Raw genomic sequence first — 16109 nt, 5'->3', positions numbered from 1 at the left:
TTACTCACCTCTTTTTATTCAACAATAAAGTTTATGTTTATATTTCCGCTTACCTTAGCCTTAAAAAGAATATCTGTTATCTCTCCAGACCATGATGTTCCGGGTACTAGTGATTCATCTACTGTGATTTCTATTTTACCGCTTGAAAGCTGTACATTCATGTTAGTTCCTTCTATTTTGCCACTTGTAATATTTTTATTTGCTGCATATTTGTTAAGGTCTATTATTTCAAGCTCCTCAGGGTTATATGTAACCACAAATTTAAGCTCTGTAAAGTCCTGAACATTGTTTGCTAGTAGCGATAAATCAAATTCCATACCTTCATTGGCATTTATTGTGTACATTGGATTTGTTGTATTTAACACTAATGCACTGCTCCATGCTGTTACTCCTGTTATATTCTTTGCTCTTAGTCTATAAGTATGGGATGTTCCCGGCTCTAGATTGTCATGGATATAGTTTAGTTGATTTATATCGTTAATACTTATTGTTTCTCCATCAAGCTCAAGGTCATATCCACTTCCTCCGTCTATTCTTTCCCATCTAAGCTCTATTGAGTTATGTGTTGGTATACCTGTCAAGCTATGTGGTGCATCTGGAATATTTGGTAATGTTGATAGTGTCAAAACTCCACACCAATTTTCTTTACCATCTTCTTTTACAACTTTTATTTTGTAGCTGTGGAATGTATTTGCTTCTAAGCCACTGTGGATAAATACAGTCTCCTCACCATTGTCCTTGATTTCTCCGTCTACCTCTATCTTATAGCTTGCATTGGCAGCAACTGCATCCCAAGATAATGTTATATCTTCGTTTGTCACTACTGCTATTACATTTGCCAGTGCAAAGTTTTCCTCTCCTTCTTCTATCTTAGGCAATGTAAACATTGTAACTGGACTGCTCCAATCACTCATGCCACTAACATTTTTAGCTCTAACTCTGTACACATGCTTTGTATCAGGTGTCAGCCCTGAGTGTTTATATAGAGTTTCTTTTATATCTGTAACTACTCTACCATCAATTTCTAAGTCATATGACTCTGTATGAGGTGGCTTGTACCATGTAACTGAAATACTTGTTTCATCTGATGTTGCCATTATATTTACCGGGATATCAGGCTTTTCAGGATGAGTGGTAATGTCTAATTGACTAGTCCATGCACTCTTTCCGCCCCTGTTTTTTGCTCTTATTCTATATCTGTGCCCTGATAATGGTTCTAAATTCTCATGTACATAAACAGTTTCTTTACCGTTATCTATTATGAAACCGTCAACCTCTAGTTCATATGCCTCTGCTCTTTCCATCTCATCCCAGTTTAATGTTATGGAATTTTTTGTTTTATTGACTATTATATTAGTTGGTGTTTCTGGAGGATATGGAAGACTAGCGACGGTTAATAGCTCTGACCATTCACTTTCTCCTCCTCTATTTACTGCTCTGACTCTATATTTGTGTTCACTGTCAGGCTCTAAATCTTCATGAATATATGTTGTTTCACAACCGTTATTTACTATGCTACCATCTACCTCTAGTTCATAATTTTCTACCCTTAGACTTGAGTCCCAGCTTATTTCTATCTCTTCTTGTGATAAAACAGTTTTTATATTTTGTGGTGTTGTTGGTGGAAATGGGAGAGTGTATTCTTCATAGATTCTACTCCATCTTCCTGTACCTCCACTATTTCTGACTCTTATTCTATATGTATGAAAAGTGTCGCGATCTAGTCCGCTATGAGTATAGTTTGTAAAAGTGCCATTTTCAACTACCGCTCCATCTACTTCTATATCGTATCCTAATGCATATGGAACTGGATTCCATGATAACTCTATTGATTTTCTTTCATTATTGACCTCAATAAATGGAGGCTGTGCCAATGTCATAGCATTAAATGTATTGCTTATTTCTTGTAATCCGTCATGATTTTTAGCCGTTGCTATTATGCCGTATTTAGTATTACTACTTAAACCATTTATTTCTAACATTTTCTCTGATAAAATAATCCAATTAGCTGTTGCTGTTAAGCTGCCTGATTGATCAAGATATTGGTTTCCTATTTTGATTTGGTACTCTGTTGATAATGGATTATTATCCTGTATTGAAAATGTTATTGATTCTTCTGTGGCATTGTTAAGTATTATGTTAGGTTTTTGAACTTTAGTATATATATTTTGGTGTTTATCTGAAATATGTCCTACTCTATCTCTAACCTCAAGCTTTACATTGTATAAACTATTAGGAGTAAGTCCTGTACAATTGTATGTACTGCTACTTATCCATGAAGAAATTTTATCTCCTACTGTATATCTGTACGGAGTGCCGTGCAGACCTGATGCAGTATCTGTTGCTGAACCGCTTACGATTATCGAACCTGCCTGAGGTACTACATTAAAACTATCTATATTTGGAGAAACAATATCTACAGTAATATTGATTATCTCTTGAACTACATCACTTCCATCATCTGCTGTAAATTTAAGAGTATGCTTGCCTTCTCCAATACTGGATAAATTCAAAGCATCAAATGTAACTACATGCTGTGTTTGAGTATTTGTTATTATTTTTGTATCTCTTGGCTGACTGCTATTATCAATATAATATTTAAGGGTTAATGTATCACTATCAGGATCTGATACCTTGACTGTAGGTATGAACAACCCTCCTAGATCACTTACCATTTGTCCATTCCTTGGATTTGTTACATCCAGTATAGGAATAGCTTGAATTTGATCAAAAATCTTTTCAAGATTAGTACTAAAGTTACTACCTAAGCTTAGATATAATCCTCCTGTTGATGATGATAAATTTCTAAATTGACTTCTAACACTACTATCTCCTACCGCTGTAAGGATAACATCATTTCTCTTTAATTCATTTATAACTTCTTGGTTCGAGTATCCTTTTCTACTTGTTACAGTTTCATCACCTATAAGCACAAAGTACTTTATGGCATTATCATAAAATGTATATGTGTTTAATGCTTCCATAATTGCATCTAATCCGTTCTCTGTTCCTCCAGATACATTAATATTCGAAAGATTTTGCTTAAAAACGTCAACGCTACTTGTCAAACTATAGGTACGTGGAGAATATTCATACGATATAAGACCTAATCTATATGCAAGACCCTGCCTTGATAGTTTATCTGTAAAATTCTTTATTTCATTTCTTACATCGCGAATATCATTACCCATACTTCCTGAGCGGTCTATTATAAAAACTATATCAATTCTACTTTTAGCAAAAACTTGCGTTGGTGCTATTATTGGCGTTAGCAATATACATACTATTAGTAAAAATACCAATGAAAATTTTAGTTTATTCATCATATTTCTCCTTTGTCCTTAATTAGGGGCTAGCCCCATTAGGGTTGTTTCAAAATGAGTAAAGTTCAAGGCATTGAAATTTTCACGGATATGAGCGTACTTTAAGTACGTGATTAGTCGGGAAATATTTCAATAACGAAGAAATTTGCCATTTAAGACTACCCTTAATCTACACTATAAACAATCCTTGAAAGCTTATTAACCTTAGATATGAATTTCAAGCTGTTTACAATGGTTTTATTATTATTTTTAACAATGTATTCTATTACTCCGTTTTCACAAGACGCAACCTTTATGTTAGTTCCTTCTATTACTCCCGCTTCTTTATTTAACTCAGGTGTTATTGCACATAAATCAACTACTTCTAATTCATCAGGGTTATATGTTACTACTATACGTCTAAATTCTACATTTTTCTTAGCAGGAGCTACCACAACGAAGTTAAACAAATTATCTTTTCCAGGGTTTACCTGTATTTCAGGATTAGTATTTTTGCTTAATTCTTCACTCCATTCACTCACTCCACCGTCATTAACTGCTCTTACTTTATATGAATGCCACGTGTTAGCCTTTAATCCTTTATGGATAAAAATTCCATCTTCTATATCCGATATTACTACACCGTCAGCTATAACCTCGTAGTATTCATCTCCTTCGCATCCATCCCATGTCAAAGTTATTTCATTTATTGTAGCTGTGGCTTGCAAATTAGTTGGTACAGGTGGTGCAGTTGTGCATGTTATCAGTTTACTCCAATCACCTACTGAACTACCATTTTTAGCCCTTACTCTATATTTGTGAGTGGTACTAGGCTTTAAATTATCATGCACATATCTAAGGTGATCTCCAACATTAATTACATCACCGTCAACTTTTATATCATAACCATCTGCTCCCCTCACATTTTCCCAGTTTATTATTATCTTGTCGCTAGTTGCTTTATATCTAAGTCCATATGGAATACCTAATGAAGTAGATGCTGTAACGCCTTCGCTCCACTCTCCTAAAAAGCTTCCGCTTTTTGCTCTTATTCTATAGACATGATAGCTGTTAGGTTCTAGATTTTCATGTATATATTCAGTTTTATTACCTATATCAAGGATATTTCCATCAACCATTACATCATAGCCACTTGAACCTTCAACTATGTCCCAAGTTAGCTTAATTGCACTGTTCTCTAAATAAATTTTAATATTTTGTGGTATTCCTAGCTTAGTAGATACTGTTATTAACTCACTCCACTCTCCCGGTACTACATCATTCCAAGCTCTAACTCTATAACTATGCTCTGTATTTGGCTCTAAGCTATTATGTGTATATTGGGTGTTTAAAGCATTTGGAATTACTACACCATCAACCTCAATATCATAGCTTTTAGCTCCTATTATAGAGTTCCATTTTACAACAATCTCGGTACTTGTACTTGTATAAGTAAGACTAATATTGTCATCAAGTAAAGTTTTTTCTATGATTAGTTCACTCCATCTACTAATACTGTCACCATTTTTACCTCTTACTCTATAAGTATGTTCACTATTTGGCTGTAAATCATTATGACAGTACTCTGCACTACTACCTGTATTTATTATTTCTCCGTCCACCTCTATTTCATAAGCTGTACTTCCTACTGATTCATCCCAAGACAATTGTATACTTTTATTACTTGCTACTGCCTGTAGGTTTTGAGGTATCAAAGGTCTAGTTTTAGCTTTATACAATTGACTCCACTCGCTTGCTCCTACACTGCTTATCGACCTTACTCTATAGCTGTGTTCAGTGCTTGGAGTTAAGTTTTCATGTGTATATGAATTAGTAGCACTTTCTTTTATCTCATTTGAGTCTATCTCTATTTCGTAGCTATCTGCTCCTGCAACTGCATTCCAGTTTAGTTTTATTATTGTATCTTCATTTTCAGAACTTAGGTTATTTGGTATATCTGTAATTGTAACTAATGATAAAAACTCACTCCATTTACTAAAGCCACCTTCATTTTTAGCTCTAACTCTAAAAACATATTGCATATTAGGAATAATTTCTGTATTGATATAGGTTGTTCTTTTACCGTTATCTACTGCCTTTCCTTGTACCTCAACGTCGTATCCTGTTGCTCCTTTGACAGGATCCCAGTTAATAGTTATTTTTGTAGGAGTAACCTCCATATTTATATTTTGAGGTGCCACTGGCAAAGTCCATTCATGAACCTCTTCACTCCAGCTTCCCTCTTTTGCTCTAACTTTGTATATATGTTCTTCTGACGGATTTAAGCCTGTATGATTATATGTTGTACTTGTCCCATTATCTATTACTACTGAGTCCACCTCTATTTCATAACCTACTACTGCTTCTACTGCATCCCACTTCATTTTTATGGAGTTAGTTGTTCTATCTTCTGCCCTAATATTTCTAGGTATAGGTATTAATTTTAATGTTGGATAGGACTCTCCTTCTTTAATTTTCCATGTATCTACAAAATCCCAATCTATAAATGTTAACTTCTGCATCATCTCTTGAGTTGTCTTGGCTTGCTCCTCTGGCTTTTTGATGCCTGATAAAGTAAAGTCAAAATAACTATTTGTTACTTTACTAGTCACTATATGTCCTATAAGCGGTACATTGCTTTTACTCCCACTATAACAATTAATAATATTAACTCTATACTCTTTTACTTTAGAATTTTTGTCATTATGATTTTCTTTGACTTTTTTTATGTCTGCTTCTTGTTCTTTGTCTTTATTCTGATCATCGTTCATGTATCCATGTACGTATCCTACGAGTCCTCCTGCGAAATTTTTCCCTTCTACTTCTCCTAATGCATAGCTGTTTTCTACTAATGTCTGTGTCTTGTATATCCTTCCTATTAAACCTCCTAATTGTTTATTACCTACTACTTTTCCTTCTGCATAGCACTCTCTTACAGTTCCACTTAGATATCCTAGTAATCCTCCTATATAGTTATATCCTGCTACTTCTACTTTACTACTACTTTGACTTATACTTCCTTCTAAGCTCCCTACTAGTCCTCCTACGCTATCATTTCCTGTTATTTTTCCCATTTCATCAATATTTACATATTTTATTATTACATCTTTTCCTGAGCCTAATAATGCTCCTACATTATCATTTCCTGTTACTGTTACTTGATCTAGCTTTAAATCCTTAAAAACTGCATTAGTTGCTTGGCTAAATAATCCTTGATTGTCTATTCCTTCTCCTTGTATTACATAGTTCTTTATATAATATCCATTTCCGTCTATAGTTCCTGTGAATGGTACTTTCATTCCTATTGGTATCCACTGATTTCTTTGCATGTCTATATCGTTTTCTAATTTATAACTGCTTCCTAAGCTGTACCTTATATTATCTAATTGTTCCTGTGTTCTTATTAGGTAAGGATTTGCTAATGTTCCTTTTCCTCCTGCTACTTCTCCTGTTGGTAAGCCATCCCTTACTTTACTGCTTTCTTTTACATTTCTCAAGTATGGATAGCTTCCTCCTTCTTCTATATTCCAAATAGTATCAAAATCCCATGAGTCAAATTTTGCTTGTTGTGTCATGTCACTTGTTAATAAGGCTATATCTGTACTTTTTTGCGGTTCATATCTAGATGCTATCCCGTCATAATAACTATTTGTTACTTTGATAGCTGCTGTATATCCTATAAGCGGTACTTTGCTTTTGCTCCCACTATAGCAATTTGTAATGTATGCTTTCTGGTCATTTCCTTGTACGTATCCTGCTAGTCCTCCTGTAAACTCACTACCTTCTACTTCTCCTAATGCATAGCAGTTTTCTACTATTGTATGTGTGTTGTATATCCTTCCTATTAATCCTCCTACTTCTTTAGTACCTGCTATTTTTCCCTCTGCATAACACTCTCTTGCAGTTCCACTTAAATAACCTGTTAATCCTCCTACATAGTTATTTCCTGATACATCTACTTTACTACTACTTTGATTTATGCTTCCTTCTAAGCTTCCTACTAGCCCTCCTACATAATCATTTCCTGTAATTTTTCCAATTTCCTTAACATCTACATTTTCTATAATTACTTCTTTTCCTAAACCTAGTAATGCTCCTACGTAATCTTTTCCTGTCACTGTTACTAATTCTAGATTTATATTCTTAAACGTCGCTTTGTTAGCCATTCCAAATAACCCTTGATTATCTATTCCTTCTCCTTTTATTACATAGTTCTTTATATAATATCCATTCCCGTCTAGAGTTCCTGTGAATGGTACTTTCATTCCTATTGGTATCCACTGCTTTCTTTGCATATCTATATCGTTTTCTAATTTATAACTGCTTCCTAAGCTGTACCTTATATTATCTAATTGTTCCTGTGTTCTTATTAGGTAAGGATTTGCTAATGTTCCTTTTCCTCCTGCTACTTCTCCTGTTGGTAAGCCATCCCTTACTTTATTACTTTCTTCTACATTTCTTAAATATGGATAACTTGTTCCTTCTTCTATATTCCAAATAGTATCAAAATCCCATGAGTCAAACTTTGCTTGTTGTGTCATGTCACTTGTTAATAAGGCTACATCTGTACTTTTCTGCGGTTCATATCTAGATGCTATCCCGTCATAATAACTCTCTGTTACTTTGATAGCTGCTGTATATCCTATAAGCGGTACTTTGCTTTTGCTCGCACTATAGCAATTTGTAACGTATGCTTTCTGGTCATTTCCTTGTACGTATCCTGCTAGTCCTCCTGTAAACTCACTACCTTCTACTTCTCCTAATGCATAGCTGTTTTTTACTATTGTATATGTATTGTATATCCTTCCTATTAATCCTCCTATTTCATTAGTACCTGCTACTTTTCCCTCTGCATAGCACTCTCTTGCAGTTCCACTTAAATAACCTGTTAATCCTCCTACATAGTTATTTCCTGATGCTTCTACTTTACTACTACTTTGATTTATGCTTCCTTCTAAGCTTCCTACTAGTCCTCCTACATAATCATTTCCTGTTATTTTTCCCGTTTCCTCAACATTTACATTTTCTATTACTACTTCTTTCCCTGAGCCTAATAATGCTCCTACATTATCTTTTCCTGTTACTGTTACTTGATCTAGTTTTAAATTCTTGAAGGTTGCGTCAGTTGCTTTTTTAAATAGTCCTTGATTGTCTTTTCCTTCTCCTTTTATTACATAGTTTTTTATATAATGTCCATTTCCGTCTAGAGTTCCTGTGAATTCATTAATTGGAGTCAATTCTTCACCTAGAAAATCTATATCATTTCCCAGTTCATAATAAGCTATAATATTATTGTTTATTTCAAGAAAGTGATCTTTTGTAAGAATTATATATGGTTCTTCGGCTGTCCCTAATCCTTCCATTTCAGTGTTTTGAACTGGTTCTTCTAATACTGGTGTTGATAACGTCATTTCTGTTACCAATTCACTCCACTCACTTACTCTGCTTTCATCTTTTGCTCTTACTCTATAGCTATGCTCTGTACCAGCTTCTAGTTCTTTATGTATATATCTTGTATCTGCTCCGTTATCTGTTGCTACTCCATCTACTTCTATTTCATAGCTTGTGGCTACATCTACTTCACACCATGTTATTGTAATAGTATCTTCTGTTGCTACAATACTTATGTTTGTTGGCACTTCTAATAGATCTATTACTTGAATCTCTAACGTCGTTTCTGTTACTACATCACTCCACTCACTTTCACTACTCTCATTTTTTGCTCTTATTCTATAGCTATGTTCTATACCAGCTTCTAACTCTTTATGTACATAACTTGTACTTGCTCCATTATCTTTTACTTCTCCATCTACTTCTATTTCATAGCTTGTGGCTTCATCTACTTCACTCCATGTTATTGTAATAGTATCTTCTGTTGCTACAATACTTATGTTTGTTGGCACTTCTAATAGCTCTATTACTTGAGTTTCTAATGTCGTTTGTGTTACTACATCACTCCACTCACTTTCACTACTCTCATTTTTTGCTTTTATTCTATAGCTATGTTCTGTACCAGCTTCTAGCTCTTTATGTACATAACTTGTATCTCCGTTATCTGTTGCTACTCCATCTACTTCTATTTCATAGCTTGTGGCTTCATCTACTTCACTCCATGCTATGGTAATAGTGTCTTCTGTTGGTACAATGCTTATGTTTGTTGGTACTTCTAATGATTCTATTTCTGGTTCTTTTAACGACTCTATTTCCGTTTCCTCTGTTTCTGCTTTCGTAATATCCACTGGTACTTCTAGTATTTCAGTAGTTTTTTCTGTTTCAACTGTATCAATATCCGATGCTGCAAAAGCCATTGAATCGATAGATGTAAATACTAACAAAAAAACTAAAACTAATGAAATATTAGTTTTTAATAATTTACCTATATTCAATTCTCATACCTCCTACAATTTATTTGAGTTTACACTATCAAATACTTGGTAACATTTATTATTTTATATTTAAAAAGGTTTTCCTCTTTACAGTAATAACATTACAACATAAAAATCACCTTTTTAATATAAAGGTATATCTACAATACTCAATGTATATAATGTGCATATTTTCATCAGAAAATAAACAAAAAAACTTGTTAAGCACAATAAATTAAAAATAGTCATATTAAATACCACTAACCCTATTTCTTTCTTATTTGGCAGTGGTATTTATTCCATGAATGTTATTTATTTTAATATACGTGTATCTAAATCCCTATTATATTTTTAATAATATTTTTCCATTTTATACACACATATCTTAAAACATATGTATTGTAGCAAATCTTGTATATTAATTCAACTAATTATGTTTATTTGTCCACAATTTAGTAATTTAGTCTCATTTTTTGTTAATTTTTATTAACAAAATAAAAAACTCTCGTTAGAATTCATATCACTTTGAAAGTTTTCTTTATGTATTTATGTATTTTCTATTTTTTATTTACTAAACATAGATTTAAAACAAGCAGTTGTTCAAAATCATAACTAAAGCTATTATGAATTATTATTCAAACAGAGAAGCAGGCACTTCAGTACTGGGTAGCCCCTCCCTAATATTTTTAGAATACTATTTATTCACTGATGGAATTCATTAGCTTAACTATTCCACTACGTATGGGTAGCCACATTGGTATAGTCAAAGCAAATATATGTGCAGTATTAACAGATACATCCGAAACATAAATACCGAAGATAGCTACAATTGTGATAAAAATAGTTAAAATAAATAATCCAAACATCATAGATTTCATAAATTTCATTACTGCTATAAGCTGCTTATTATTCCTCTCCTTTATGTTTATAGCAAAACTCTCTTTAAAAATTATCATAAAACTTGGTGTTGATTTTAGAAAGATAGTGATTATTAAAACCAATACTGTATTTTGAATACCTTCGTATACACTAAAATCTTTTGGCATAATTACATAAAAAGCAAAGAATGTACATACTGAATATAAAGTTTGAAATTCGATATTTTATTAATAACAGCATCAACCCATTCTTTTTTATTTAAAGAAGAACTCGTGAATCTCATAAACAATATCATAAACATTAATCGTGTATATTTTTATGTTGGTAATTCCTGTGTGTATCTCTGCTGGAACCCATGTTGTATTAGCACCAAAACCTGCTGAATGTGTAGACACTCTTCTTCCATCTTCTGTTGTTGCTGTACCATATGTGTAGTCTGCTTGCTACACCATCCAATTCCTTTGCGTTCTCCATATCATATGAAACAGTAACAACTCCTGTCGCGTTAATACGATATTCATTAACCCTAAACAACGGAAAACTTTTCTAGTAAATAACAAAAATGATTGACCTATTTAGCATCTATCTTTTTATGTATTATTTTTGTGACACTATAGTTTTAATAAATTAAATTAATTTTTGTCTATATCAACATATTTTTCAAATATTCTCTAAGATCCTTTTGTTGTATTATTGTTTTTTCTACCTCCATGTATTGAAATTTAAATATAGGTTTCTTTATTTCAATTAAAACTTCTATTTCATCTAAAGGAACTTTTTTTTCAAATATAAATTGCTCTTTCTTAATAAATCCATATTCCTTGGCTTCCTTTTCATTATTAGTAAATAAACCTATACTATTTTCATCTAGTACATGCTTACTTATTGATAATGGATCAAATTTTGTTCCTTTATATATTACCTTATACTCCAATTTATACGCCATTTCTATATCATTAATATCGACCTTTTTTGTATACAAGACCTGTGTAATAAAGCCTTGTTCAAATTTTAATTCCTTAAATCCATACTTTACAGAATCTTTTGAGTGACTTATAATCTCCAATTGATCATCTAATACATTTAATTGATAACCTCTACTCTTATATATAGCATAATTGCTCACATTTTACCTCCCCCACATGCCTCATATAACTTATATTCTATAGTTCCCTAGAATCTATCTGGCTTTCCTACTGAAATTAATAGTATCTTATTCAATATGTAGTCAACCTCAGTTTTGACAATCAATTCTAATGGTGCTATTTTATCATTTACAGTAATATCTATCCCTTTCAACAAAGCTAATTTTACTAATGCAATTACCGTTATGGATAACAATTCATGGGGTGTCCCTTTAGTGGCTTTACTATTTTTTTGTTGAGAAATGATTAACTCTATGTTACTTAATGCACCTGTTTTGTCTCCTTCAATAATTGAACGTAGATAATCTGCAAACATGTTTCTTTTTTTATCTTTTATTTTATCTAAGTGATTTAATGCATCTTTATATCTGTCGAGTACTATATACTTCAATGCATAGCCCCAGTGATATGTAAATTTGTCAATATCAGCTGCATCAACTTCTCCTCTATCCCCCATCAAATGAGCGATTTTATTAGTGGCTTCAACTGAATCAGATGCTATTGCTCTCAAAAGTTCTCGATATGATACCATTGACATAAAGCTTTTTGACTCTTCAATACCATTTCTATCATAAAATTCAACTGCTTTAATATATGCTTGGCACGCGTTATAGAGATTATTCTTAAAGGAGTTTATATCTTTATGTAGTATAAAGTCACCTATTGCAATCGTTTCTAATGTTCCCGAAAGAAACGAGTAGAAATTTATTGGATTACTTGGTAATCCAGTTTTTTTATATTTTGTTTGTTTCCTTTCAAGTTTTTTCTTTTGATGTTCATAAACAACATCAAATTTTTCAAGATAACTCATACTATACTGACTCCTTTTTCCAATTTTTTAACTACATTATTTTTTCAATAAGTTTATTGTATAAGTTTGGGTTTTGTATAGGCATATTCCCTGTTGTTGTAGTTATGTTATTCTTATACTTATTCATCATTGGAGATTAATTTTAATTCTATAGACTCTCTACCCGCACCATATCCTTTTTGATAGCATATGAGTCCTACATCTTTTTTCCATGTATAGGATTCATAATATCCTGTAGTAACAAGATTATTGTATGAATGATATTCTATCTCATCATCGTTGACCACTATATAGTGATGAAATCCTTTTTCTTCTTTCTCTAAATCATCTGGTAATTCAGTATTCTGACAAACAATAATACTATCTTCTGGTAAAGTCCCCTTTGATTTTATCATATCGAGGTTTTCTTCGGTCGGTTTTATCTTATATATTTTTTCCTTCAATACATAGAAATAACCTATGCATAATCTTTCCTCTGGAACACCATCCAGTGGGTCAAGGTACAACTCAAATAATCTACCATTCTTAAGCTTTTCTATCAATTTTATATTCAGTCTTACTTCCTTATTGTAACCATCTAAAAATTCAAAGTACCCTTCATAGTTCATTGACACTACGTCATGCCTAAAATATTCAGAAATAAACTCAATTGATTCATCATTCTGTGATATTTCTGATGTAGTTAATGAATTAAAATCGTTATTATGATTTTCTCCCTCATTTTGAGTGGGTACTTTTCCACAACTAGAAATCAACATCATACAAACTATCAAAATTATAAATCTAGACCTTTTCATCTACATCCTCCTTGTATCTTTTAAAATTAGGTATATATCTTTTAGAATAATTTACTTCTTTAAGCAACGACATCTTTATAATCTAGCTTCGTTATCTTTCATATCGAGCTACTTCCACTAGATCTATCTTTTCAACAAATGTTTCAGCAGTTTATTCATCTCCTTTTTAGATGGGATAGCGATAATTATTTCAATCTTACTGTGTTTAGTATTCCTCTTAATCTGCCTAGCACCCTCATTTTTAACTTGTAAGTAATTCTAACAAGTTGTCATTTCATTAAGTTATAGAGTGTGTTTGTTTTGCCAACTTACATTTGTTATATAAAAAAATCCGTTCTATTTTCCATCGACTTACTCCTCTATGACTTATATAGAATCAATGATTTTATCTTGTCCTGGTTTTGGATTTCTTCCATTGTCTGTTCTACTGTCTTTTGGAGGATTTCTTCTCCTTCTTAATTATACATTTTTTCTACTAATTTTAACAGTTTGAGTAATATGTCTTGTCGCCCAAAGAAACCGTCCTCATTGGGTGTTTCAATCTGTTCTACCTCAACCAATTTTCCACTTAAATATTCGAATAAAAGCTACTAAATACATAGTATTAAGTGTCAAAATTAATTTCAACTTCTTTTCGAAGATTGTTTTTTTATCGTTAATTAACAAAAACATAGCAAAAATATCACTTGTAATAGCTGGAATCAATGAGAAAATAAACCAAAGTGTTATATAGTAAGCTAACAATGGTGGAGTAGATGGCCTATTTCTAACAAATAGAACTAAAAATGCACACAACCAATTTAGTAAGCTAATTACAATCACAATATTTATTCTTTTTTCCATAACAAAACCTCCTCTTTGTGCTTCCTAGTTCATCTTCTAGGTAGTAGTACAGTCTTTGGTAGCTTTCTTCTAGTCTTGTTGGGGCTGTCTTTGGTATCCATCCATTGTCATGATCATCTAGTTCTATAAAGTCTATGGATATTCTTCCTATTCCATATACATATTTTTGTGTTTGGTAGTGCTCTCCGTACTGCATTAGTACATTTTGATATGGACTTGTTATATCGTATGCATATTCTACTCTGTAGTTTGTTCTATTGTATTGATGTCCCCATCCTGGTTTTGGATTTCCTCCATTGCCTGGATTGTTTTCGTCTATTTCTCTCTTTGCATGCCATGTGGATGTATATAGTCTGCTCTTTGTCTAATTTCGTTTAAGTTGTCATCATATCTATATAATTCTACTGTTAAGGATTGCTTTTCCTTCTTTATTATACATTTTTTCTACTAATTTTTACAGCTTGAGTAATATGTGTAGTTGTAGGTAAATAAGATTATATTTATGCAAAATACGTCAGACTGCACAAAACAATCTGACGTATTTTCATTAATGATGTAGCTTGTATCCTAATTTAATATTATCGACACTCGTGTCACCCAAAACAGAACCGTCCCGAATGGGTGGAATGGGTGTATTGAAAAGTCAAGTGTTTTTTTAATTTTCATTAAAACTATAAATTGCAATATTAAATGTCGCATTAAATTTGTTAAGTTATACCATGTATAATTTTGTAAATCATATGTGGTGATACTATCATACACCAATGCTAACTCTCTCGTAATTGCTATTTATTTGGTATATATGGCTTTGTCAAGGACTCTGCCACCAACGGTGGTGCGTAGCATCCTTTACAAAGTTATATATACCAAATATTCTTTCTTGAGAAAGAGTTATTTTGATAATTTATGTTCATAATATTGTGATGAACTCATGTAACCTAAAATTCTTCTTGGATAGTTATTTACCCAATGCTGAATCTTTTCTATCTCTCTCTTTGTGTAACAACTTATCTTTTTACCCTTTGGTATAAATCTACGAATTAACTTATTTGCATTTTCGTTACTACCTCTTTCCCATGAACTATATGGATGAGCGTAATATGCAGTAGTTCTTTTACTTTTTAATCTGCATGATTTTTCTATTATTTCTTGATTAACGAACTCATTACCATTATCCATGGTTATAGTCTTAAAAATTTTTTTAAACTTACTGCCATATTCTCTCTCAAGTGAATTCAATGTTTTACCAACTTCTTGCTGAGTCTTACTTTTCATTTTCCTTATTAAAGTCAGTCTTGTACAACGTTCAGTTAAAACAAGCAATACTTGTTTATCCTTTTTTTGTCCAACTACACAATCCATTTCCCAATGACCTATGGTATCTCTTAAATCTACCGATTTAGGCCTTTCTACAATACTTCTACCCTTTTTATTATTTAGTGAAACTTTACGTATTTTACGGTAGCCACGCTTCTTTTTATACTTAACAGGTAGATGTTTATTTGTTAATTCAAGAAATATTCCCTTATCAATATAGTTATACAATGTTTTTGTACATATTGTTGTTTTAAATTTAAGTTTATTAGCTTTTATTTCACCAATTACAGCATCAGGTGAATATTTCTCTTGAATTATCTTAGATTCTATATACTCACATAATTTGTGATTATCGCCAATTTTAAGATTAGCTCCTTTGTTACATCTATTACGTAGGTATTTTTCATGAGCTACATCAGCACAGTATACTAATTTCTTAGTCAAATCACTGTTCAACAATTCAACAGTACCTCTTTTAATTTCTCTTTGAATTGTTCGTACACTTTTTCCAATGAGAAATGCAATTTCTTTTGGTATCTTACCGATTTTAATATATCCCTCAATTTGGTAGCGTTCTTTTTCTGTTAAATATTTATTTTTCCTGTTGTTTATGTTATTATTTTTATTGTGATTCATTTGAAAAATTCTCC

Annotated in this window: 10 protein-coding genes; all 10 read right to left on the bottom strand. The window is 32.2% G+C overall.

Translation table 11 applies throughout. From position 1 onward, the window contains the following. Positions 1–14: 14 nt before the first annotated feature. On the bottom strand, positions 15–3323 hold the full coding sequence (locus AYC61_RS00100) for a fibronectin type III domain-containing protein (RefSeq protein ID WP_066494852.1): 3309 nt from the start codon (positions 3321–3323) through the stop codon (positions 15–17). Positions 3324–3487: 164 nt separating this feature from the next. Continuing rightward, entirely contained in the window at positions 3488–9688 is a 6201-nt protein-coding gene (locus tag AYC61_RS00095; RefSeq protein WP_066494850.1) for a fibronectin type III domain-containing protein, read from the bottom strand. 677 nt (positions 9689–10365) lie between these two features. Continuing rightward, positions 10366–10713 (bottom strand): hypothetical protein, encoded by a 348-nt coding sequence (locus AYC61_RS00090; protein WP_066494847.1) that lies wholly within the window; start codon positions 10711–10713, stop codon positions 10366–10368. 87 nt (positions 10714–10800) lie between these two features. Continuing rightward, positions 10801–10941 (bottom strand): hypothetical protein, encoded by a 141-nt coding sequence (locus AYC61_RS20860; protein WP_156456272.1) that lies wholly within the window; start codon positions 10939–10941, stop codon positions 10801–10803. A gap of 248 nt (positions 10942–11189) precedes the next feature. Beyond that, on the bottom strand, positions 11190–11672 hold the full coding sequence (locus AYC61_RS00085; protein ID WP_066494842.1) for a hypothetical protein: 483 nt from the start codon (positions 11670–11672) through the stop codon (positions 11190–11192). A gap of 47 nt (positions 11673–11719) precedes the next feature. Further along, entirely contained in the window at positions 11720–12502 is a 783-nt protein-coding gene (locus tag AYC61_RS00080) for a hypothetical protein (protein WP_066494839.1), read from the bottom strand. A 119-nt stretch (positions 12503–12621) separates the two neighbouring features. Continuing rightward, the gene (locus tag AYC61_RS00075; RefSeq protein ID WP_156456271.1) at positions 12622–13299 is read right to left on the bottom strand and encodes a hypothetical protein; all 678 of its coding nucleotides are present in this window, start codon (positions 13297–13299) and stop codon (positions 12622–12624) included. Between the two features lie 552 nt (positions 13300–13851). Further along, entirely contained in the window at positions 13852–14142 is a 291-nt protein-coding gene (locus tag AYC61_RS00070; protein ID WP_066494836.1) for a hypothetical protein, read from the bottom strand. Further along, positions 14108–14338, bottom strand: coding sequence for a hypothetical protein (locus AYC61_RS00065; protein ID WP_066494833.1), 231 nt, complete (start codon positions 14336–14338; stop codon positions 14108–14110). The genes AYC61_RS00070 and AYC61_RS00065 overlap by 35 nt, the downstream gene beginning before the upstream one ends. Before the next feature lie 695 nt (positions 14339–15033). Further along, entirely contained in the window at positions 15034–16095 is a 1062-nt protein-coding gene (locus AYC61_RS00060) for an IS30 family transposase (protein WP_066494830.1), read from the bottom strand. Between the last annotated feature and the right edge of the window lie 14 nt (positions 16096–16109).

The organism is Abyssisolibacter fermentans (assembly GCF_001559865.1).
Lineage (GTDB): Bacteria > Bacillota > Clostridia > Tissierellales > MCWD3 > Abyssisolibacter > Abyssisolibacter fermentans.
This window is presented reverse-complemented; position numbering and strand designations above follow the sequence as displayed.